We start from the raw sequence: 23217 nt of genomic DNA, 5'->3' as shown, positions 1-23217 counted from the left end.
AAGGTATTGTTCAACTATTTTTACCTTTTCTGCTGAATTGATTTTACTTTTTCTAGACATGAAAATACCCCCATATAGGACTTTTATATTTCATTGTCCTATATGAGGGTAGCATATCAAAGTGGCTGGTGGGGAATTTTTATTGTGGAGAATAATTATATACTATACAACACAAAAATATATAATATATTAAATAAACTATCAGACAAAAGAGTTGCACCTGTAATTACAATGGTGCTATACTTTGGAATAGATAAAGAAACAGTGGAAGTGGCATTGACATGCTTATAAATTATTGTTTGTATATGAATATGTAATATAAAAGGAAATTACAAATGTCATTATTTAAAAAAGATATATCAAAGAAAGAGCTTGAAAAAGCATTTAATGAGATTCAGATGAATCTGGAAAATAATTATAAAGATTTGGCGATAAAAGCATATAAAGACGCTGATTTAATGCTGAATAATTACCATAAAGAATCAAAGATTGATGAGAAAACATATACCAAATTCAAAGCAAGACTTGATATTTTTGCCAAGAGAATGGAAGGTTACAGTCATCGTCTTAATGTTAAGTATTAGAAGTCGGTTAAAATGAAGATATATGTGAAAAAGATATGTAAATTTGTTAAAACAGATACAGTGCTTGTTGTATCAATTGTATTAGCAGTGATTTCAATGCTTGCAGTTAAACCTGACAGACAGTATTTAACATATATAGATTTCAGGACACTTGCAATACTTTTTTGTCTTATGACGATAGTGGCAGTATTCAGACAGGAGGGGATTTTTGATTTTATTGCAGATAAAGTGTTAAACAAAGTAAGAAATACATCTTCAATTGTACTTGTATTGGTTCTGTTGTGTTTTTTTATGTCTATGATTATTACGAATGATGTTGCACTTATTACTTTTGTTCCGTTAGCGATTATAATACTTAATAAAACAGAGGAATGTGTGCGTGAAAAATGGATTCTTAATTGTGTAGCAATGCAGACGGTAGCGGCAAATCTTGGAAGTATGCTAACGCCGATAGGCAATCCTCAGAATCTTTTTTTATATGGTAAACTTAATAGCGAATCAGCCAATACAGGTGTACTGGGTTTTGTGAAATTAATGCTACTATATAGTATTGTTTCGTTGATTCTGCTTATTGTATGGGTAGCAGCTTTAAAAATAATATTGGAAAAAAGAAGTGACAACAGAAATGAAAAAAATCAGTATGATACGGGAAATATAAGAAAAGTATATGGTAAAACATTGAAAAATGTTAATAAGGCATATTTAATAAATTATTCAGCTTTATTTTTGATAAGTATTCTTGCTGTTGCACATAAGGTACATTATATAATTCCGCTTATACTTGTATTATTGTATTCAGTTATAAGAAATAGAAAAGTATTAACGAAAGTTGATTATTCTTTACTGGCTACATTTGTTGCATTGTTTGTATTTATAGGAAATGTGGGAAGAATTCCGTTTTTCAGTCATGCCCTTATGAGAATTATAGGCGGTAGGGAAACTATTACTGCTATAATTGCAAGTCAGGTTATAAGTAATGTTCCGGCTGCTATTTTACTTGCTGGTTTTACAGATAATATTTCCGCATTAATTGTAGGTACAAATATTGGAGGACTGGGAACATTAATTGCATCTATGGCAAGTCTTATCAGTTTTAAATATATATCAAGAGATAAACCTGATTTGAAAAAGAAATATTTTATTACATTTACTATATCAAATATTGTATTTTTGATAATTCTCGTTGTATTATATTATCTGAGTTTATAAATTTAATCTAAGGATGACTGTTAAGTTACAGAATAATCATAACCTGTTACAGCCAATGCATCAATGTTGGAACCGTTATTAACATGAACGCCTATTGTACATGAGGAAGCTTCGGATGCATTGAATGTTATTGTTGCAGAACTTCCGGAAACACGGCTGTTAGCTGATACACCATCAACTTCTACCTGATCAATAGTATTATTAAAATTGATTGTAAGAGAAACTGTTCCATTGATTCCTGACCACGAAGCAGAGATAAGTCCTTTTCCACCGCCATTCCATCTGTCCCAGACATTGAGAGAACTAACAGTCATATTTCCAGAACCGCTTGCGGCATAGATGCCTTCTGCTGATTCAGGTATAACAAAGGCAACAGGTCTTTCATAATTATTATTCATAAGACAAACCTCCTGTCATAAAAAGCAAATTAAAAGGATATAGTTGAATGTTACTCATTCTGTAATATATCATACATGAGAATCAATCAACTCGACACAAATATATTATATAGTTATAATGCACAAAAAATCAATAGTAAATTTATGACATTTTTTATTTAATATTTTATATCATTTCTTTGTAATCTTTTTTAATGTTTCGTATTACAAAGAATGCAACGATGCAAGATAAAATAGTTGTAAGTATATTACTTAAACACATTACGATTCCGACACTTTCACTTCCGAGAGTTGTAAAGTTCTGTAATGCCCAAAGAATAGGGATTCTGAAAACAAAAACACGGCAGAAATTACAAAAAAGAGTGAGCTTTGTTTTTCCAAATCCAAATAAAAGTGCCATGACTGCTGCATTTATTCCGAGAGGAACACATCCGCCGAGTGAATCGTAACGGAAAACTTTAATAATCATATTCTGGAATTCCACATTATATCCATCCTGGCTGTTGGCAAAAAGGTATGTTATTGGACCAGCAAAAATATTTAATATGATATACATAATTAATCCAAGTGATGCTTCAATAATCACAAGTCTCCAGAATGTTCCAAGAGCACGTTTGATGTTTCCGGCACCACGGTTCTGGCTTATTATTGAAGCACCGCCATCCTGAAAACCATTTTGCATCTGGGTTGTAATTCCGTTGATGTTATTTGATATTCCAAGTGCACCGACAGTTACAGAACCATAGTTTTTACTCATAGAATTAATTACTGTTTTTCCCATTGCAAATGCAACTTTTTCCACAATGACAGGGAAAGAAAGATTAAGCATAGGATTAACAACGTTTTTCTTAAAGCGGATACTTTTAAAGCTGAATGTAAATGCATCGTTGCCTGAACATAAATTATGTATTGCCATTACAAAAAGAAATGCCTGTGAAATAACACTTGCAACGGCAATCATTGTAATATCGGCGTTGAGTCCATAGATAAAATATGCTGTGATTGAAAGCTTTAATATGATTACAAACATATTAAGGCGGAGGATTCTTTTAGAATTGCCGCGTGAACGTTCAATGGCTATGTATACATTATTAAAGAAACTAAGTACTGTTGAAAAAAGTGTAATTATAAAATACTTTGTTCCTACATTAATAAAATCCTCGGGTGTTCCACATAAACGCAGAAGCACAGGAGTAAAAGGAAGTATACAAAGAACAACTGCTGAGCATATGCCACAGATTGTAATTAACGTACTTAACCGTTTTTTAACCATGTCATAATCACCGGCACCATATGCCTCACTGATTTTTAAGGAGCTTCCTACTGCAAGACCTGTACCAACGGCACTAATCATATTTTGGAGCTGTGAAAGATATGCAACTGCCGAAACAGCTATAGCACTTACATGTGATGCCATCATAGTGTCAAGAATGTTAAAAAGGTGGTTTATAAGCTGAAAAACGGACAGTGGTATACATACGTAAAATATTACTTTCCATAAATTACCATTTAATGCAAAGTCCCTGAATTTTTTGTCTTTTTCAGATAATTCAGAACCGGATGAATTGATATTGTTTTCTGCAGCCATTAAAAATGTCCTCCATTTAATTAGTAATCAGGTATTAGTTTAAAAAAATAATGCTGTAAATGCAATGATAAAAGTTACTTTTATTTAATAAAATACAGAAAAAAAGCATTACTTCAATTTATTATGATGGAAAATGCAACTGCAATATGGTAAAATAATTAACATTAATTACAGAAGTTAATAATAAATTAAAGATGAAAGAGAGGCAATACCCCGTGTCTAAATTTACACAACAGGCTATTATTGATACTTTTTTGAAAATGCTTGCATGCAAATCTCTTGACAAGATAACTGTAAAAGAAATTGTGAATGAATGTGGAATTAATAGAAACACATTTTATTATTATTATAAAGATATATATGATTTGCTTGAAGATGTGGTAAGCACAGAAAGCAAGAAAGTAATAGAAGAAGATGGAAACAGCAAGACATTTTATGATGAATGTGTGAGAGCATTTGATGTAATGATGAAATATAAAAACGCATTGCTTCATATATATAATTCACGAAGCAGAAGTGTAATTGAAAAGTATTTAATGGCTGTTACACCTAATTTTATAAGGCGTTTTGTTACGCTTAATTCTGAAAATATTGAAATAAATGAAAAAAATATTATATTTATCTGTGATTTTTATAAGTATGCTGTAACTGGATGTACTATAGAATGGATTCGGAGTGGCATGCCTGAAGAACGGGAAGAATTTGTAAAGAAAATTGCAGATATATTTGAGGCGACCGTGTCCGATGCGGTTAAAGCATTTGAAATAAAAAAGAATTAAATATACTTGTTAAAAATTAGACATTTTCAGACAAGTGACTGAAATTTAGACAAAATGGCCTATCTGACTGTGTGAAGTTATATTTTATAAATATATAATGCATTTAAGTTTAAGAATTTAAACGCAGGAGGAATATTTATGGGTACAATGACACATATAGCAGGAAGAGCTGCATTTTCAAAGGCAGTTGATATTGTTTTAAAGAATGCTGATAAGGACAGAGAGAAAGAAATTACAAAACTCGTTGACCTTATGGAAAAATATATGGGCTCAGAAAAGATAGATGTTGATTATAATAAAGTAAAAGAACTTATTTGTGATAAAGACAAAACTTTAAATAAATATATTAACAGACTTCTCGATGAAATTAATCCGCATGTCTTAAAAACAACGGCACTTAATCTTGGTTACGAAGCATTTTTCCATGGAACTAAGACTATAAGAAAGATGAGAGAAGTACATGACTGTAATGTGCCATGGCTTATTCTTATGGATCCTACAAGTGCATGTAATCTGCATTGTACAGGATGCTGGGCGGCAGAGTACGGCAATAAACTTAATCTTACATTCGATGAGATGGATAGTGTTATAACTCAGGGAAAAGAGCTTGGTATATATCTTTATATGTTTACAGGTGGAGAACCGCTTGTACGCAAGGAAGATATTATAAAATTGTGTAAAAAACATAGTGATTGTGCATTTCTTGCATATACAAACGGTACTCTTGTGGATGAAAAGCTGTGTGAGCAGATGGTTGAAGTCGGCAATTTCTATCTTGCAATAAGTCTTGAAGGCTTTGAAGCAGTTAATGATCTGAGACGCGGTAATGGTGTTTACGGAAAAGTAATGCATGCAATGGAGCTTTTAAAGCAGTATGGACTTATATTTGGTACATCAATATGTTATACATCAAAGAATATTGAAACAGTTACAAGTGATGAATTTGTTGATTTGATGGTCGAAAAAGGATGTCGTTATGCATTTTATTTCCATTATATGCCGGTTGGCAATGATGCAGCAGTTGAACTTCTGCCAACAATGCAGCAGCGTATATATATGAAAGACCGTGTAAGGCAGATTCGTAATATGAAAGACGGCAAAGGAATATTTACAATGGATTTCCAGAATGATGGTGAATATGTTGGCGGATGTATTGCTGGAGGAAGAAATTATTTCCATATTAATGCAAATGGTGATGCAGAACCTTGTGTATTTATACATTATTCAGGTGCTAATATACGTACGCATTCATTGCTTGAAATATTGAAACAGCCATTATTTATGGCATATCGTGACAGACAGCCGTTTAATGAAAATCATCTCCGCCCATGTCCGATGCTTGAAAATCCGGAGATTTTGCAGCAGATGGTAAAAGAAACAGGTGCGAAGTCAACAGATTTGCAGTCTCCGGAGGATGTAACGCATCTATGCGGTAAATGTGAGGAATATGCAAGAAAATGGAAGCCTTGTGCAGAACGTCTCTGGGCAGAAGAAAAACATAAAAAACATTCTTACGAAAATTATAAAAAGAAATAATGTATGTGAAAATGCACAAAAATAGTGCTGAACATCTGTTGAATATATAAATATTGACTATTTTCATAGATATGATAAAATACAAAATAGAGTTTGATAAAACTCATATTATGTAAAAAGGGAGTAAATTTATGAAGAAGGGTATTTTATTCAGATGCAGGAAGACTGCGGCTGTAGTGATGGCGTTTGCAATGACGCTTTCATATCTGCCACAGCAGGGGATTTCTGCATATGCAAAAGACGGTTCTGCGGCATCACAGTCACAGGTAACTGTGAGCAGCAGAGAATGCAGCGGATGGTACGAGAGTGCCTATGTTGAATGGCAGCCTGTAGATGGGGCAAAGTCTTATAACGTCTATATCAAGGGCGAAACAGAAGCAGATTCAGCTTACAAAAAGCTTGACGATGAGCTTATAAGACAGTATCCGGATTACTGGAGAGCTGATGCACCCGGCCTTAAAGCGGGAAAATATATGTTCAAGGTTGAAGCTGTTACTGACAGCACAACAGCAAGCATTGTTACGTCTGCTGTTGAAGTAATGTCATATGACAGAAGCGGTTACGGATTTGTCAACGGAACATCATCAGGTGCATATAACGAGGACGGAACATTAAAAGACAACGCAGTTGTTTTATATATTACAGAGAATACAAAGGATACAGTGTCCCTTGATGTTGTGACAGGCTCAAAAGGAGAAGTTACTTCATACACAGGACTTCAGGCAATACTTTACGGATTCAAAAAAGGCAAGGACAGCAGACCACTTGATGTAAGACTTGTCGGCAATATCACTGATTTAAAAAGCATGGATAAGGGTGATATTGTAATAGACGGATGCAAAAACGGTATCACATTTGAAGGTATCGGCGAAGATGCAACGGCAAACGGCTGGGGACTCCGCGTTAAAGGATCTTCAAATGTTGAAATAAGAAACCTTGCATACATGAACTGCGACAGTAACGAGGGTGATGATGTAGGCCTCCAGCAGGACAATGACCATGTATGGGTACATAACTGTGATTTCTTCTATGGACATGCAGGTTCAGACGCAGACCAGAAGAAGGGTGACGGAGCACTTGATACAAAGACATCAACATATGTCACACACTCATATAATCATTTCTATGATACAGGAAAGAGCAATCTTCAGGGAATGAAGAGTGAGACGACATCAAATTACATAACATACCACCACAACTGGTATGACCATGCAGATTCAAGATGTCCGAGAATCAGGACATGTACGGTGCATGTATACAACAACTATTATGATGGTAATTCAAAGTACGGAATCGGTGCAACAATGGGAAGTTCCGTATTTTCAGAAAATAATTATTACAGAAACTGCAAGTTCCCTATGCTTATGGCAGGACAGGGTTCAGACACAAAGTATGCCGAGACTGTAAAGGGAATATTTTCAGGTGAAAATGGCGGCGTGATCAAAGCATACGGCAACCACATCGAGGGAGCAAAGGCGGCGGTCACATATCAGAAGGATGCAGCAGGATTTGATTTCTATGAGGCATCATCAAGAGACGAAGTTATTGACTGTTCTGCATTAAAGGGCGGTTCAAAGTACAGCAATTTCGATACGGCAGCTGATTTTTACAAATACAGTGTACAGTCAGCAGAGGATGCGAAAGATACAGTCGTAAAATATGCAGGACGCATGAACGGCGGGGATTTCAAGTGGACATTCGACAATTCAGTTGATGACGAATCATATGCGGTTAATGAACCATTAAAAGCAAAACTTATGTCATATAAGACAACACTTGTATCTGTAGGCGGCAGTGTTTCAGGCACAGACAGGCCCGGCACAGGAGAGACACCGGGAACAGGTGAAGACAAACCGGGAACAGGCGAAGATAAGCCGGGAACGGGCGAAGACAAACCGGGAACAGGTGAAGATAAGCCGTCAACGGGTGAGACAGCAGCTTCAGCTGTACATAACTTCACAACAGATTACACAACAGCAGACAGTTTCTTTACTATTTCAGGAAATCTTACAGATAAGAAGGGAACAAATAAATATAACGGACTTAATCTTACAAAGTGTCTTAAAATGGAAAGTTCAACATCAGTCACATTTAAGGCGGCATCAAAAGGAAAGCTTGTGCTTGTAACAGAAGCGTCAAAGAAGATCAAGATTGACGGAAAAGCTGTCCAGGCAGACGCAGACGGTGTCATTTCAATGGATGTTGAAGCAGGTGAACATAAGATAGCAAAGAAGGATGCAACAATCCTTTTCTATATTTCATTCACGGGAGACGGCAGCCAGACACCGGGAACAGGAGAAGATAAGCCGGGAACGGGCGAAGACAAGCCGGGAACAGGCGAAGATAAGCCGGGAACGGGCGAGGACAAACCGTCAACAGGCGGCGATACAGACAAAGGTGACAAACCCGGTGAAAGGGTTGACAATGAAGTGCGTGAACAGGCACCGGGCTTCAAGGATGGAGATATATATGTATCTGCAAAGGGAAGCAGCGAGGGTGACGGTTCATATGAGAAACCGATGGATTTCGTAACAGCCCTTAACACGGTAAAGCCGGGAAATACAATCTGGATGTTTTCTGCAACATACTATGTATATGACATGTATAAGGCACCTGTTATCATTTCAGAGGATAACAGCGGCACAGCAGATGCTTACAAGACAGTAAGCAGCATCAATGGAAAGCCTGTAACAATCAACTTTGACGGAATGGCAGAAGAAGGTTCCAACAGGGGAATAACACTTGACGGTTCATACTGGCATTTTTATGACATTGACATCTGCAATGCAGGTGACAACGGAATGCTTCTTTCAGGTGACCATAATGTGATTGAACTCTGCCGGTTCTATGCAAACCATGATTCAGGTCTGCAGATAAGCAGATACAATACATCATATAATTCAATAGAACAGTGGCCGTCATACAATACAATCCTTAACTGTACGGCATATGACAACAAGGATATCAAAACATGTGAGAATGCGGACGGATTCGCAGCAAAGCTTACATGCGGCGAGGGAAATGTATTTAACGGATGTATTTCATACTGCAACAGTGATGACGGATGGGATCTGTATGCAAAGCCTGCAACAGGCCCAATCGGGGTGGTAACAATAAAGAACTGTATAGCATTCGGCAACGGCAAGCTTACGGATGGCTCAGGTTCAGCAAACGGCGACATGAACGGTTTCAAGCTTGGCGGAAGCAATGGGGCATGCCCTACACCGCACGTTGTGGAGAACTGTCTTGCATTCAATAACGGTGCGACAGGATTTACGGATAACGGCAACGGCGGAGCTATAAAGATGAGCAACTGTATTGCCGTAAACAATGGCATTTACGATAAGACTAAGGCAAATTTCATGTGCTACAGGACATCAGAAGATGCAGAATATACGAATATCGTATCGGCAGCAGCATCAAAGAATGCAGCGACAGACCAGTTCAAGGGCAAGTTAAGCCATGTGCTTTATAATTACAAGGGTGTGGGAACATACTGGGTAAATGAATGGACCTGCAAGGACGGAGCAAAGACAAAGTACACAGGCTCTGAGGCAAAAGATTATACAGTTGCACTTAGTGATTTTGTGAATACAACTATTCCTGGATACAATGCATCAAAGGGATCATATGCAGCGGATTACCATGAGGTATTCAGAAATGCAGACGGAAGCATTAATGTAAACCAGCTTTATGAATTAAAGAGCGACAGCAGGATTTATGAAGCAGGAGTAAACGGTTCCAAGATTGGATGCTCATTTGAAAAACAGGTTGAACCGGGCAAGACAGAAGGTAATGTTGAAAGCAAGGGTGATGCACCAAAGATTGATAATGCTGAGGATACAGCAAAGGAAATTGAATCATCAGTTGAACTTACTGATGAAGAAAAAGCTTCAATTGCTGCAGGAAGCAATATTTCTGTAAGTCTTGTTATTAATGATGAAGTTAAGACCGAAGAGAAAGAACTTGTAGAAAAGAATCTTTCATCACTTGTTGAAAATGGTAATATCGGACAGATTTTTGATATAAGCATTATTAAGAAGATTGGTGATGGTGAAGCAGTAAGTGCACAGGTTAATAAAGAAGTGACATTACAGATTGCAGTTCCTGAGAAGCTCCTTAATAAAGATAGCAATATTGAAAGAACATATAAGATTATAAGAGTGCATAATGGCGAAGTTACTGTTTTGGACAGTGATAAGTGTCAGTTTAATGAAAAAACAGGCGTTATTACATTTAAAACAGATAAGTTTTCAACATATGCCATTGTATACACAGATAAGGCTAAAGAAGTAATATCTGGCGGTTCTGAAGCGGGCGGTAAAGATAACACAGATAATGGAAACAATGCCAATATTGATGTTAAAGAAGAGCCGGTTTTGGGAAGTACAGCGGATGATTCAGTAAATACAGGTGATAATTTCAACCTTTATATGTATATTATGCTTCTTGCAGTATCAGGTGCGGCATTATTTTTATCAAAAAAGAAAAAATGTAAAAATAATTAATTAAAATAAGTTTGTTCACTGCATTACTTTTGATAATAATCAAAAAATTAAAATTTTTATTAAAAAAGTGTTGACATCTTATAAACGGAGTGCTATAAATACACGTAAACAGAAAGTTAAATGCAGTGAACAGAACAGTTTATCCAAGATGTTTGCATTGCAGAGAGTCATCGGTTGGTGTGAGATGATATGTGATTTTGGATAACATCATCTGCGAGCAGTGCACTGAAATTAGTCAATATTGATTAAGATTAAGTGTCACCGGTATTCTACCGTTATATAGAAGCTTATTAAACGGACGATTTAAAGTCTCCGTCAGATGAGGCAGAGTGGTCACGTAAGTGGCAATCAAAGTGGTATCGCGGAAGTTTTAGCTTTCGTCTTTGAGTATGCTGTAAGGCATATTTTAAGACGAAAGCTTTTTTTTATAAATAGGAAATTGCGTAGAACTTTCTGAATAAACATTTATACATAGACGGTTATAGATATTCCGTCAGGGAAGGAGAAACAAAATGAATGGTTTAGTTATTGTTTTAATCGGAATCGTTTGTTTAGGAGCAGGTTATCTTTTATATGGTCGTTGGCTCGCTAATAAGTGGGGACTTGACCCAAAAGCAAAGACACCTGCATTCACTCATGAAGATGGTGAGGATTATGTTCCATCATCTAAGTTTACAGTATTTTCACATCAGTTTTCATCTATCGCAGGTGCAGGTCCTGTAACAGGTCCTATTCTTGCTTCGGTATTCGGCTGGGTACCTGTTTTACTCTGGCTGATTGTCGGCGGACTTTTCTTCGGTGCCGTTCAGGATTTTGGTGCTTTATATGCATCAGTTAAGAATGAAGGCAAGTCAATGGGTATGATTATTGAGAAGTACATAGGTAAGACAGGTAGAAAGTTATTCATGCTTTTCTGCTGGTTATTTACACTCCTTGTTATTGCGGCTTTCACAGATATGGTTGCCGGTACATTCGTAGCAAAGGGTGTTGAAGGAATGACAGAAAAGACTGCTAATGCAGATGCTTCTGCTGCTTCAATTTCTATGTTATTTATCGTTGTTGCTATTATCTTTGGACTTGTTCAGAAGTCAATTGCAAAAGCTGGTAAGAAGATGAACGAATGGGTTAAGGCTATCGTTGCAATCGTGCTTTTGGTTGCTATGTTCGCTGTAGGTATGGCACTTCCAATTTATGCTACAAAGTCAGCATGGATTTACATCATCATGGCTTACCTTTTCCTTGCATCAGTTATGCCAATGTGGTTATTAATGCAGCCTAGAGATTATATGACAACATTCATGCTTCTCGGTATGATTATCGGTGCTGTGCTTGGTGTTGTTGTTGCACATCCAAGCATGAACTTAAATGCGTTTAACGGATTTACATTAGGAAGCGGTGCTTCAAAACAGATGCTCTTCCCTACATTATTTGTAACAATTGCATGTGGTGCTGTTTCAGGTTTCCACAGTCTTGTATCTTCAGGTACATCATCAAAGACAATCAGCAATGAGAAAGATATGCCTATGGTTGGTTACGGTGCAATGGTTGTTGAATCATTACTTGGTATCGTTGCACTTGTAGTAGTTGGTGCTGTTGCTGTTAATGGTACAAAACCAGCTGGTACTCCATTTGCTATTTTCTCAACAGGTGTTGCCGGATTCCTTGAAAAATTAGGTGTTCCTGTTCATGTAGCAACAGTATTTATGACAATGTGTGTTTCAGCTCTTGCTTTAACATCACTTGACTCAGTAGCAAGAATCGGACGTATGTCTTTCCAGGAGTTATTTTATGGAGACAGCACAGACCCAGCTACAATGACTCCTGTACAGAGAGTTCTTACAAATAAGTATTTTGCAACAGTTATCACATTGTTCTTTGGTTACCTTTTAACACTTGGTGGATACAACAATGTATGGCCATTATTTGGTTCTGCAAACCAGTTGCTTGCAGCTATGGTTCTTATTGCTATAGCAGTATTCTTAAAGACAACAGGAAGAACAGGCTGGACATTATATGCTCCTATGTTCATCATGCTTGCGGTAACATTTACAGCTCTTGTTCAGAAAGTAATCGCTCTTGTAGGCAATGTTGTAAATGGTAAAGCTACATTCCTTGTTGATGGTTTACAGCTCATCGTTGCAGCAGCACTTATGGTACTTGGTGTATGTGTTGCATACAGCTGCTTAAAGAAACTCTTCACAACAAAGAAGAATACAGAGCAGGCTTAATTAGAATGTTAAATTAATAAAATATATTTAAAATAAAAACGTTTTCTGTTATGATTATTATATAAACATAGTGGAAAACGTTTTTTATTTATGCTGGCAAAATACAATGTCCCGGTGCAGAAATGCATTTAGGGTGAATCTGCCCAAATTACGTAAATATGAGAAGGGACGGAGTGTATGAAAAATTTATATTATTGGCTTGCAATATGCATCGGATATTGTTTTGGAAGTGTTCTTTATGGATACGAAATTCCGCGTATTGTTAAAAAGATTAACATATGCGAATTGTCGGATGATGGTAATCCCGGAACATATAACGCATTTAGATACGGCGGATTTATTTGTGGTATAAGCGTCCTTATTGCTGAACTATTAAAAGGATTTATACCTGTATTTTTCAGTGCAAAGTATATTGGCAGAGAGTCAGTTTTGTTTGCATTTGTTATGGCAGCTCCCGTTATGGGGCATGCTTTTAGCGTTTATTATTTTTATATGAAATTCCGTATGAAATATATTAATAGAGAAAAAAATATGCCACGGGTATTTGCAGACGGAAATACAGGCGGCAAGGCAATTGCGGTTTCATTTGGTGTCATGTTGGGGCTTTATCCTGACACAATGCCGCTTACGATTCTTATTGCATGTTATCTGTTCTTTTCTTTGATATTAAGAATAAAGAGTCATGCAAGAAGAACTATAATAACATTCGGAAGTGTAATAGCATTGTCTTTATTTTTTGTCAAAGAAAAAAGCGTAATATTTGGAATAATAATAATTTCTTTTATTGTAATTTATAAACATGTAATATGCACAGAAAAGGAGAAAATATGCGAATCTTGATTTTATCGTGTAATACCGGTGGTGGCCACAATGCTGCCGGCAGGGCAGTTAAAGAGATTTTTGAAAAAAACGGGGATGAAGCAGTCGTGCTTGATTATCTTTGCCTTGCGGGAAATAAAGTTTCAAAGACGGTCGGAAATGTATATATAGAAACTGTAAAAAATGTTCCGGGACTTTTTGGTGCAGTATATAAACTCGGGATGGGAGTCAGCAGAATATGCCACAGGTCTCCGGTTTATTATGTGAATTCAGTTATGGCAAAATATATAAAACAATATCTCAAAGAAAATCCTGCAGATGCAGTTATTATGCCTCATCTGTATCCGGCGGAGACGATAACTTACATGAAAAGACATGGTATGAAGCTTCCGCTTACAATAGCTGTGATGACAGATTATACATGTATTCCGTTTTGGGAAGAGACTAACTGCGATTATTACATAACACCGCATGAAAGTTTGAACGGTGAGATTATAAAACGTGGAATTAAGAAAGAAAAGCTTAGAAGTTTTGGTATTCCGGTTTCGCTTTCATGTAATGATAATATAGAAAAAAAAGAGGCAAAAAATATCCTTTCGCTTGACGAAAATAAAAAATATATACTTGTGTCAGGCGGAAGCATGGGTGCCGGTGATATTTCAAAACTTGTAAAAAAACTTTCATATGCTTTAAATGATGATGAGGGGATAATAGTAATATGTGGAACTAATAAAAAACTGTATAAACAGCTTATAGATGAAAATATACCGCATGTAATAATAAAAGGACAGGTTAACAATATGCCTGTTTATATGAAAGCATGTGATGTCATATATACAAAGCCGGGAGGACTTACATCAACAGAGGCGGCTGTCTGCAATATTCCGATTATACATACAAAGCCTATTCCGGGATGTGAGACACAAAACAGCAGGTTCTTTGTGAAAAATGGCATGAGCATAAGTGCAAAAACAACGGACGGACTTATAAAACAGGGAATAAAATTGTTTCGTGACGATAAGCAGAAAGATATAATGATAAAAAATCAGTCAGATATAATATCAAAAAACAGTTCAATGAATATATATAATTTAGTGAAAAATAATATGGAAAAGTGAGGCTGACATATGGGTGATAATTTTTTGAATTGTTCTATAGGCCTGCTGATACCATTTGTGGGAACGTCACTCGGTGCAGCATGTGTGTTTTTTATGAAAAATAATATGAAGGAAATGACAACAAGAGCATTGACAGGATTTGCTGCGGGAGTTATGGTTGCAGCATCAATATGGAGCCTGTTAATTCCGGCAATGGAGCAGACACAATCACAGGGAATGGGAAAAATGTCATTCTTTCCGGCATTTATAGGATTCTGGATTGGAATATTATTTCTTTTGTTTCTTGATAATGCAGTTCCGCATCTTCATATGAACAGCAGTAAATCAGAAGGACCAAATAGCAGTCTTGGGAAAACACAGATGATGGTACTTGCAGTCACTATACACAATATACCTGAAGGAATGGCAGTTGGCGTAGTATATGCAGGTTATCTTTTGGGAAATTCGCAGATTACGCTTATGGGTGCACTGGCACTGTCTATCGGAATAGCCATACAGAATTTTCCAGAGGGAGCGATTATTTCAATGCCGCTTCATGCACAGGGAGAGAAAAAAGGAAAAGCATGCTGGTACGGTATACTTTCAGGAGCAGTAGAGCCGGTGGCAGCAGCTTTTACCATACTTTTATCAAAATTCATAGTTCCAGCGATGCCGTATCTTTTAAGCTTTGCCGCGGGAGCAATGATATATGTTGTGATTGAAGAACTTATACCGGAGATGTCAGAGGGTAAACATTCAAACATTGGAACAATAGCATTTGCTGTGGGATTTTCGATTATGATGACACTTGATGTAGTTCTTGGATAATTATTATTTTTCATATGGGCATGGATTAGGAAAGAGTGATTCCATAACTTTGATTTCATGGCGGCGGGCCTCGGTGCTTCCGCCATCGGCACCGGTATTAAGGCAGAATAAATCATAATTTCCAATTTCGGCAGTGCATCTTTGTATACTTGAAATTCCGTATGAAAGTGAACTGTTGATTTTTCTGTTTTTTGCGTTGACAAAGTAAAAGCCGTAAAGATTCTGAAAAGAAGGCTGTACTGTCTCATTTGTTGTGCTTGAAAGACAGACATCTGCATATCGGTAATATTTTTTTACTATATTATAGCATGTCTTTATCTCGGATAATTTCAAAGGAATTGCATTGTGCAGTGTGTTTAAAGGACGTTTCGGAAATGTTAATTTTTTTTCTTGTAAAGCCGCACATGTTATGCTGTGGGCAGAAAGCACCCTGTAATAAAAACCATACATTGTATTTGGATTTGCTTTTTTAAGAAATTTGTCGGCGATAAAATATTTTGTCATTATAGAATGACGCATATCAGAGCCTGTCTTGTCCTTATATAATGTATAAGGATACACGATTCCCGCATCTTCGTAGAAAAAATCTTCTTTTTTCAGAGGATTTCCGAAAAAGTTATCGTCGTTAGCGTATATAATGTGCTCTGAGCAGCCAAAGTCTTTCAGACGCCAGAGATTGTATTCAAAAGTTGTCGAAGACGAGCTGTCAAATCCGAGTAAATCATTGTCTTTAATATATTTGATACGCTGTGAAATCAAATCGGCAGATTTTAGAAAACTTACACGCTCATTAGGCATAATGATATAAATGTACCGAATCCATGGAATATTTTTCAATGCTGAGCGGATAGAATACCGAAGTTCGTTATTGTCAAAATCTTTGCGGACAGAATCTGTGCGGTTAAGAGCCGGATCGCTCAAATCAATATATTTATAAACTAAATCAACAGGTGTATTATTTAAAAGAGATAATTTATTCACGATAACCCTCCGGGGACTAAAATTACTACATTTTATTATATTATAATGTTGAAAAATGTGCAAGAATGGAGAAAAAATGGAAAAGGTATCAATTATTGTTCCTGTATACAATGCTGCTGAGTATGTCGGAAAATGTCTTGAAAGTGTTGCTTTGCAGGATTATAAAAATATTGAAATTATCGTTGTGGAGGATGGTTCGGATGATGAAAGTCCGGATGTATGTAAGGAGTATGCCCGCAGATATGACAATATAAAAGTATATCATGATAAATGTGGTACTGCAGGAGCTGCAAGAAATTACGGAATGAGTAAAGCGGCTGGCGATTATGTTATGTTTGTTGATGCCGATGATTATCTTACTGATAATTGTGTTGTATCTGAACTTATAAAAAAAATGGAGAATGTGGATATAGTAGTTGGAAACTACCAGAGATTGTGGAAGAACAGGCTTTTGGATGCTTCAAAAAACAGTGGATTTGCAGGATTAAATATGAATTCAGTGGATTTTGCTTTTGGTGGATTTTTTTCAATAGGGACATTGTCGTATGCATGGGCAAAGTTGTATAGAAAGAGCTTTCTTGACAGCAATAAGATTGAATTTGGTGATTACAGATATGCTGAGGATAAGATATACAATTATTTTTGCTATATTGCAGGTGCAAGATATGCATTTATAGATAAAAAAATTTATGTATACAGGAGAAATGAACAGTCAGTTTCCAATACATACCGCAAAGATGGTGATAAAGACTGGATGAGGATTGCACAGGATCTGCAGGATAAAATTGACAGCTTGAATTATGAAAAAAAACAGTACAGTCAAGATGAAATTGAAAATTATGAAAGTATTGTTGCATGGACAATATATTTTGCTGCCTTTTTTGATGGAAAAATGGAGTATGAGTACAGTACAGGAAAGATAAGAGCTGTAATAAATCTTTTAAAAAGGTATGCATCATATGATTTGACTAAAAAATATTTAAAAAATCCATTAAGATATACAAAAAAAATACCAGCATTATCATATAAAATAATGCTGGGGGGATTTGCTTTTTTGATGAAATGTAATATGTATCTACTTCTTTCATTAGGAATAAAGCTTCTTGTTGATTGCCATATTGACGAAAGGCTGTCTGATACGGGCAGAAAAGAAGATTAATTCAGACACATATATTTATTTTCAAAATCACTGACAGGAATAGGGCGGCTGTAATAAAAGCCCTGAATCAGGTCACATCCGTATGACTCGACAAGCTGCTTTTGCTCAAGCGTTTCTATGCCTTCAAAGACAACATTATAATCAATCTGGTGAAGCAGATTGATTAAAGTGCGGATTAAAATACGGCCTTTGTCAGTGCACAGTGATTTGCTGGCAAATATATGATCAAGTTTAATTGTATCAGCAGGCATATTGGCAATCTGGTTAAGTGATGAATATCCGGATCCAAAATCATCGACACTTACAAGAAAACCATATGAACGGAGCTGATTTGTCGTGTTGACAATAGTGTCGGTATTTTCAATAAAAACAGATTCAACAATCTCAAATTCAATAAGGAATGGTGGAATATTATATTTTTTCTGAAGAGCAATTGCCATATCAGTGAAATCACCTTTTGTAAAACGCTGCCGTGATACGTTGACTGAAATTGTAAAGACTTCCCGTCCTTCGTTAATCCAGCGTCTTTGAAGTTCAAAGACTTTTTCAATCATTATGTTATCAAGCGTGTCTATAACACCTGTACTTTCAAGCACAGGGATAATCTGGGCGGGCGGAATAATATTACTATGGTCATCCAGAATACGAACAAGGGCTTCAGCACCGACGATTTTATTTTTGGAAATTGAAAACTTGGGCTGCAGATACATTAATAAACGACCTTGTCTGCAAGCGTGGATAAACATGTTAGACATACGCATGTTATTGAGCATGGTTGTCATATCATTTTGGTTATATACCTGAAACTTTACATCAAACTTCCCTTTTGCCTGCTTTTTTGCAATATGAACACGGTCAAGAGCAGTGTCAGTATCTTCTGATGAATCGGAGATAAAGTAAACGCCTGTATATACATGTATATATACATTAGGATACTTTTTATTCATCATATCTTCAAAGGCCGTATTCATATCAGCAATCCGTTCGAGTTCCCTGTCATGGGAAAAATCTCCCAGGTCGTAAAGTCCACGAAATTGGTCACCTTCTTTGCGGTAGGCAACAAGACAGCGTGGATTATCTTTATAAAAGTAATCAGCCATTGTTTTTATAAATTCATCACCTGTATCGCGTCCGTAAAACTCATTGATATACTTGAAATTACTCACATCACTGGATATTAAAACGAGTTTTTTAGAACCCTCTTTTATATATTTCTTGCATGTATCATGGAAATCTTGTTTTGAAAGAAGACCCGTCAATGTATCATATTGCATAAACTCCATACCTTCCCTGTTCTGCCTTACAGAAAGAACATCGTAAGACGAATTAAAATTAAATCACGAAAAAAGCTATACTTATTATATTACAAAAAAACTATATATGCAACCGATTTACAATTTTAATATTGTTTTTTTACAAAAGAATAATTCTACGAGGCTGATAAATAGGTTGAAGTGAGGAGGTATAAATGGTATATTTTAATAAATAAATCTAATGGTCTGTGAGGCATTTATGCCGGAAAGAAACAAGCAGACAGACAGGAGTACAATATGCTGACAAATGACGCAACAATTTTAAAAATCAAGCATGAAGTATTATATGAAGTAGCAAAACTAGCTTATTCGGGTGAGTTTGACGACAAAAAAGAAGATTTACCATATAAAATGATTCCTGGGCTGAAGCCTAAGTTTCGCTGCTGTGTATACAAGGAAAGAGAAATCGTACGACAGAGAGTAAGGCTTGCAGAAGGACTTTGTCCTAACGATAATGGCCAGCAGGAATCAGATAATGTAATTCAGGTAATAGAATCTGCCTGTGCAGACTGTCCGCTTTCACACTATATTGTAACTGACAACTGCCGTAAATGTATGGCAAGAGCATGTCAGCAGTCATGCAAATTTGGTGCGATTTCGATGGGGCGTGACAGGGCATATATTGATCCTGATAAATGTAAGGAATGTGGAATGTGTGCAAGAAACTGCCCATATAATGCGATTGCAGACCTTATAAGACCATGTAAAAAAGCCTGTCCTGTGGGTGCAATTACTATGGATGAAGAGACGGGAATCTGTCTTATTGATGATAGTAAGTGCATCCGCTGCGGTAAATGTATACATAGATGCCCATTCGGTGCAATTGGTTCAAAGACAGCAATAGTTGATGTTATTAAATCTATTATTTCAGGAAAACAGGTATTTGCAATGTTTGCACCGGCTATGGAAGGACAGTTCGGAGCAGATATCACGATGGCAAGTATCCGTACAGCATGTAAGAAACTTGGTTTTACTGATATGTATGAGGTAGGACTTGGAGCTGATATGACAGCAGCATCTGAGGCAGCAGAGTGGGCAGAAGCATATGATGAAGGCAGAAAAAAGACTACATCATGCTGTCCGGCATTTGTTAATATGATTAAAAAGTGCTATCCTGAACTTATTGAGTGTATATCAGATACTGTTTCGCCGATGTGCGGAATATCAAGAATGATAAAGAAAAAATATCCTGACGCCATCACGGTGTTTGTAGGACCTTGTATTGCCAAGAAAGATGAAATCAAGGATAAGTCAATTGAAGGAAATGCAGATTATGTTCTTACAATAGGTGAGTTCCGTGCAATGATGCGTGCTAAAGAAATAGTTTTTGAACCTGAGGAAAATACAGCACAGCAGTCAAGTGTTTATGGCAAGCGTTTTGGTAACGGCGGAGGTGTTACGGCAGCTGTTTTAAAGAGTATGGAAGAATCAGGAGTTGATACATCAGATTTCAAGATTGAAAAGTGTGCCGGAGCTGATGAATGTAAGAAAGCACTTCTTCTTATGAAAGCAGGAAAGCTTGATGTTGATTTTATAGAGGGAATGATGTGCGAGGGCGGATGTGTAGGCGGTCCGAGCAGACACAAGGCAGAGCAGTTCTTTAAGAAAGACAGAGATAAGCTTATACAGGAAGCCGATGAGCGTGGAGTTCATGAAAATCTTGATAAATTTGATGCTTCAAAGGTTGGCATGCACAAATAAATTGTATGCTGATACTAAGAATAAGGCAGGTAGCAGATGTGGAATTTAATGGAATAGAAAAGGTGCATGAAGGTGCATTTATAAACAGGTATAATCTTACATATACAACAAAAGATAATAAGAAAAAAGTATATGAGATGATAAGCAGAAACCGCAATATTGACAGTGAAGATCAGATTAGAAATCCAAAGACTGACGGAGTTGTCATTATTATGACTGATGAAGATGACGAACATATATTGTTAAACAGGGAATTCAGAATGGCTGTTGATGATTATGTATACAATTTTCCGGCAGGGCTTGTAGATGCAGGGGAGACGCCGGAACAGGCAGCGGCAAGGGAATTAAGAGAAGAGACGGGACTTGAACTTGTAAAGGTTGAAGACAAACTTATTAACAGTTACAGTGCAATAGGTTTTTCTAATGAAACTAATGTTGTAGTAATCGGAAAAGCAAAAGGAAGATTTGCACCAAGTTCATCAACACTTGAAGAAATACAGGCAGCATGGTATACAAGACAACAGATAAGGGAACTTCTTAAAAACCAGCCATTTGCCGCGAGAAGCCAGGCATATTGTTATATGTGGTCAAAGCAGAAGTAAAATGGAGGAAATTAATGTATACATTTATAAGTAAAGTTGGCAGAAAAGTATGTGTTATGTTTAAAAGAAATATGTCAACTGCGGTTTTGTGTTACCTTGTAATGATGTGTGGGCTTGTTTTGGCAGGCTGTGGAAAAAAGCCGGGAACACAGATGTTTACATATGTGAAAAAAGATGATGCGACAATAGAAATTACCGGATTTACAGATGCGGCAAAAGAGCAGTCATCATTTATCATACCAACGGAAATTGATGGTATTAAAGTTACATCAGTTGCAAGAGAATCGTTTAGGGATTGTGCAAATATTAAAGAGATTTCGATTGCCGAAGGTGTTGAAACGATAGGTGAAAATGCCTTTTTAGGATGTTATAATCTTGAAACTATTAATTTTCCGTCAACAATAGAGTCGGTTGGAACTAATGTTGTAAAAAATACAATATGGGAAAAGAATGAATATGAGCAGTATGGAGCTGTAATAATTAATAACATTCTTTCTTCTGTGCAGAATGTACAATCAGAATATAAGCTGCCTGATGGTATTAAAAAAATAGCTTCGGGTGTATTTTATGGCAATACACAGCTTACAAAGATTGATATGGGCTCATCACTTGAAGAAATAGGAACCTATGCATTTGCAGGATGTACAGGTATTACAGAATTAAGCATTCCGTCAAGTGTAAAAAATATCGGATATGGAGCTTTCAGCCAATGCACCAATCTTACTGTAAGTGTTCCTGACACAGTTGGACAGGTAGGACAGGAAGCTTTTTATAAAGTTAAATTTGTAGAATATAAAGGAAAGCTTGGCGGTGCTTATTGGGGAGCTGCCGCGGGCGGAACGGAGAAACAATGACAGAGACATCAGCTGGAAAAATAAAGAAAGAAGAACATATATTTAAATCAACAAGCGGCGTGTGTGATATACATACTGTAATATGGTATCCTGATAAAGAAAAATATGAAAATCCTTTAGGTGTGGTTCAGATTGCACATGGAATGATTGACCATATAGAAAGATTTGAAGGACTTGCATTATATCTTACTGAACGTGGATTTGTTGTGGCTGGAAATGACCATCTGGGACATGGAGATTCAGTTAATGATAAAAATGACTGGGGATATTTTGCAAAAGGAAATAACAGCGGACTTTATCTTGTTAAAGATATGCACAAGCTGACAATTATAATGAAAAAGCGTTTTCCTGAACTGCCATATATTCTTATAGGACACAGCATGGGCTCATTTATGACAAGACGTTATCTTATGATGTATGGTAATGAACTTGATGCGGCTGTTATATTAGGAACCGGCAACCAGCCAAAGATTATGGTTGACGGAGGACTTTTAGCTGTAAAGTTCACAAAGCTTTTTCATGGTGACCATTACAGAAGCGAAACGCTTAACAGGATGATGTTCGGGACATACAACAACCGTATAGAAAATCCTGTTACAGATTCGGACTGGATTACAAGAAATCCTGATATAGTAAATGATTATGTAAATGATGAAAAATGCAGTTTCCTTTTTACGGTTAATGCGTATGAAGGTATGTTAAAAATCATCAGATATGTAATTAATGATGCAAATATCGAAAAGACACCAAAGGAGCTTCCGCTTCTTATCGCATCTGGAAATGCGGATCCTGTAGGAGAATATGGAAAGGCAGTAGAGCGTATTTATAACAAATATAAAAAACATATGGATGATGTTGAACTTAAGTTATATGATGGCTGCCGCCATGAGCTTCACAGTGAAATAAACGCACAGGAAGTGTTTGAGGACATTTATAACTGGATAGTTGAGAGAGTAGGATAAAAGTAATTGTTTTATGAATACATTTGTTGCTACTCGATAGCAACTAAAATAAGGTCGGGTTCAAATGTTAT

Annotated in this window: 18 protein-coding genes and 1 other annotated feature; of the genes, 14 read left to right on the top strand and 4 right to left on the bottom strand. The window is 36.5% G+C overall.

From position 1 onward, the window contains the following. The first annotated feature begins 335 nt into the window (after window positions 1-335). Together H8S01_RS04605 and H8S01_RS04600 are read left to right on the top strand one after the other, a co-directional pair. On the top strand, window positions 336-584 hold the full coding sequence (locus H8S01_RS04605; protein WP_021867154.1) for a hypothetical protein: 249 nt from the start codon (window positions 336-338) through the stop codon (window positions 582-584). Between the two features lie 24 nt (window positions 585-608). Next, window positions 609-1793 (top strand): SLC13 family permease, encoded by a 1185-nt coding sequence (locus H8S01_RS04600; RefSeq protein ID WP_330605490.1) that lies wholly within the window; start codon window positions 609-611, stop codon window positions 1791-1793. 20 nt (window positions 1794-1813) lie between these two features. Here the strand turns inward: H8S01_RS04600 and H8S01_RS04595 are convergent, their stop codons facing one another. Continuing rightward, window positions 1814-2191 (bottom strand): hypothetical protein, encoded by a 378-nt coding sequence (locus H8S01_RS04595; protein ID WP_186836330.1) that lies wholly within the window; start codon window positions 2189-2191, stop codon window positions 1814-1816. A 166-nt stretch (window positions 2192-2357) separates the two neighbouring features. After that, window positions 2358-3779, bottom strand: a complete 1422-nt coding sequence (locus H8S01_RS04590; RefSeq protein ID WP_186836329.1) for an MATE family efflux transporter — start codon at window positions 3777-3779, stop codon at window positions 2358-2360. A gap of 215 nt (window positions 3780-3994) precedes the next feature. On the opposite strand from H8S01_RS04590, the gene H8S01_RS04585 reads away from it, so the two are divergent. The 7 genes from H8S01_RS04585 to H8S01_RS04555 all read left to right on the top strand — a co-directional run bounded on the left by H8S01_RS04585 (window position 3995) and on the right by H8S01_RS04555 (window position 15574). Continuing rightward, the gene (locus H8S01_RS04585) at window positions 3995-4558 is read left to right on the top strand and encodes a TetR/AcrR family transcriptional regulator (RefSeq protein WP_186836328.1); all 564 of its coding nucleotides are present in this window, start codon (window positions 3995-3997) and stop codon (window positions 4556-4558) included. Between the two features lie 138 nt (window positions 4559-4696). Further along, window positions 4697-6094: a radical SAM protein gene (locus H8S01_RS04580; RefSeq protein ID WP_186836327.1), complete on the top strand. Its 1398-nt coding sequence runs from the start codon at window positions 4697-4699 to the stop codon at window positions 6092-6094. Window positions 6095-6225: 131 nt separating this feature from the next. Next, window positions 6226-10602: a right-handed parallel beta-helix repeat-containing protein gene (locus tag H8S01_RS04575; protein ID WP_186836326.1), complete on the top strand. Its 4377-nt coding sequence runs from the start codon at window positions 6226-6228 to the stop codon at window positions 10600-10602. Between the two features lie 116 nt (window positions 10603-10718). Continuing rightward, window positions 10719-10990, top strand: a binding site (T-box leader). Window positions 10991-11114: 124 nt separating this feature from the next. Continuing rightward, the gene (locus H8S01_RS04570; RefSeq protein WP_186836325.1) at window positions 11115-12830 is read left to right on the top strand and encodes a carbon starvation protein A; all 1716 of its coding nucleotides are present in this window, start codon (window positions 11115-11117) and stop codon (window positions 12828-12830) included. 177 nt (window positions 12831-13007) lie between these two features. Then, a complete protein-coding gene (locus H8S01_RS04565) occupies window positions 13008-13670 on the top strand; it encodes a glycerol-3-phosphate acyltransferase (RefSeq protein ID WP_021867162.1) in 663 nt (220 codons plus the stop codon). Beyond that, a complete protein-coding gene (locus H8S01_RS04560; protein ID WP_186836324.1) occupies window positions 13658-14767 on the top strand; it encodes an MGDG synthase family glycosyltransferase in 1110 nt (369 codons plus the stop codon). Before H8S01_RS04565 ends, H8S01_RS04560 begins: the two co-directional genes overlap by 13 nt. Before the next feature lie 9 nt (window positions 14768-14776). Further along, window positions 14777-15574 carry a ZIP family metal transporter gene (locus tag H8S01_RS04555; RefSeq protein WP_186836323.1) on the top strand — a complete coding sequence of 266 codons (798 nt, stop codon included), beginning with the start codon at window positions 14777-14779 and terminating at the stop codon, window positions 15572-15574. A gap of 3 nt (window positions 15575-15577) precedes the next feature. Here the strand turns inward: H8S01_RS04555 and H8S01_RS04550 are convergent, their stop codons facing one another. After that, the gene (locus H8S01_RS04550) at window positions 15578-16555 is read right to left on the bottom strand and encodes a hypothetical protein (protein ID WP_186836322.1); all 978 of its coding nucleotides are present in this window, start codon (window positions 16553-16555) and stop codon (window positions 15578-15580) included. A gap of 76 nt (window positions 16556-16631) precedes the next feature. On the opposite strand from H8S01_RS04550, the gene H8S01_RS04545 reads away from it, so the two are divergent. Next, the gene (locus H8S01_RS04545) at window positions 16632-17714 is read left to right on the top strand and encodes a glycosyltransferase family 2 protein (protein WP_186836321.1); all 1083 of its coding nucleotides are present in this window, start codon (window positions 16632-16634) and stop codon (window positions 17712-17714) included. Here H8S01_RS04545 and H8S01_RS04540 read toward each other — a convergent pair. Then, on the bottom strand, window positions 17711-18997 hold the full coding sequence (locus H8S01_RS04540) for an EAL domain-containing protein (RefSeq protein WP_186836320.1): 1287 nt from the start codon (window positions 18995-18997) through the stop codon (window positions 17711-17713). The genes H8S01_RS04545 and H8S01_RS04540 overlap by 4 nt on opposite strands. Before the next feature lie 267 nt (window positions 18998-19264). Here H8S01_RS04540 and H8S01_RS04535 point away from each other — a divergent pair, with 267 nt between their 5' ends. From H8S01_RS04535 to H8S01_RS04520, 4 genes are read left to right on the top strand one after another with little or no spacing between them, the layout of a single operon-like run. Next, a complete protein-coding gene (locus H8S01_RS04535) occupies window positions 19265-20728 on the top strand; it encodes a 4Fe-4S dicluster domain-containing protein (protein ID WP_186836319.1) in 1464 nt (487 codons plus the stop codon). Between the two features lie 38 nt (window positions 20729-20766). Beyond that, a complete protein-coding gene (locus H8S01_RS04530; RefSeq protein WP_021867169.1) occupies window positions 20767-21330 on the top strand; it encodes an NUDIX hydrolase in 564 nt (187 codons plus the stop codon). A 14-nt stretch (window positions 21331-21344) separates the two neighbouring features. Then, entirely contained in the window at window positions 21345-22184 is an 840-nt protein-coding gene (locus H8S01_RS04525; RefSeq protein ID WP_186836318.1) for a leucine-rich repeat domain-containing protein, read from the top strand. After that, window positions 22181-23146 carry an alpha/beta fold hydrolase gene (locus H8S01_RS04520; protein WP_021867171.1) on the top strand — a complete coding sequence of 322 codons (966 nt, stop codon included), beginning with the start codon at window positions 22181-22183 and terminating at the stop codon, window positions 23144-23146. The genes H8S01_RS04525 and H8S01_RS04520 overlap by 4 nt, the downstream gene beginning before the upstream one ends. The last annotated feature ends 71 nt before the right edge of the window (window positions 23147-23217 follow it).

The organism is Lachnospira hominis (ex Liu et al. 2021) (assembly GCF_014287955.1).
GTDB lineage: Bacteria > Bacillota > Clostridia > Lachnospirales > Lachnospiraceae > Lachnospira > Lachnospira hominis.
This window is presented reverse-complemented; position numbering and strand designations above follow the sequence as displayed.

What these genes read in the sequence shown, in the direction of transcription:
- H8S01_RS04605 (WP_021867154.1), top strand. Translation starts at nt 336, where the DNA reads ATGTCATTATTTAAAAAAGATATATCAAAGAAAGAGCTTGAAAAAGCA.
- H8S01_RS04595 (WP_186836330.1), bottom strand. Translation starts at nt 2,191, where the DNA reads ATGAATAATAATTATGAAAGACCTGTTGCCTTTGTTATACCTGAATCA.
- H8S01_RS04590 (WP_186836329.1), bottom strand. Translation starts at nt 3,779, where the DNA reads ATGGCTGCAGAAAACAATATCAATTCATCCGGTTCTGAATTATCTGAA.
- H8S01_RS04580 (WP_186836327.1), top strand. Translation starts at nt 4,697, where the DNA reads ATGGGTACAATGACACATATAGCAGGAAGAGCTGCATTTTCAAAGGCA.
- H8S01_RS04575 (WP_186836326.1), top strand. Translation starts at nt 6,226, where the DNA reads ATGAAGAAGGGTATTTTATTCAGATGCAGGAAGACTGCGGCTGTAGTG.
- H8S01_RS04570 (WP_186836325.1), top strand. Translation starts at nt 11,115, where the DNA reads ATGAATGGTTTAGTTATTGTTTTAATCGGAATCGTTTGTTTAGGAGCA.
- H8S01_RS04565 (WP_021867162.1), top strand. Translation starts at nt 13,008, where the DNA reads ATGAAAAATTTATATTATTGGCTTGCAATATGCATCGGATATTGTTTT.
- H8S01_RS04560 (WP_186836324.1), top strand. Translation starts at nt 13,658, where the DNA reads ATGCGAATCTTGATTTTATCGTGTAATACCGGTGGTGGCCACAATGCT.
- H8S01_RS04555 (WP_186836323.1), top strand. Translation starts at nt 14,777, where the DNA reads ATGGGTGATAATTTTTTGAATTGTTCTATAGGCCTGCTGATACCATTT.
- H8S01_RS04545 (WP_186836321.1), top strand. Translation starts at nt 16,632, where the DNA reads ATGGAAAAGGTATCAATTATTGTTCCTGTATACAATGCTGCTGAGTAT.
- H8S01_RS04540 (WP_186836320.1), bottom strand. Translation starts at nt 18,997, where the DNA reads ATGGAGTTTATGCAATATGATACATTGACGGGTCTTCTTTCAAAACAA.
- H8S01_RS04535 (WP_186836319.1), top strand. Translation starts at nt 19,265, where the DNA reads ATGCTGACAAATGACGCAACAATTTTAAAAATCAAGCATGAAGTATTA.
- H8S01_RS04525 (WP_186836318.1), top strand. Translation starts at nt 21,345, where the DNA reads ATGTATACATTTATAAGTAAAGTTGGCAGAAAAGTATGTGTTATGTTT.
- H8S01_RS04520 (WP_021867171.1), top strand. Translation starts at nt 22,181, where the DNA reads ATGACAGAGACATCAGCTGGAAAAATAAAGAAAGAAGAACATATATTT.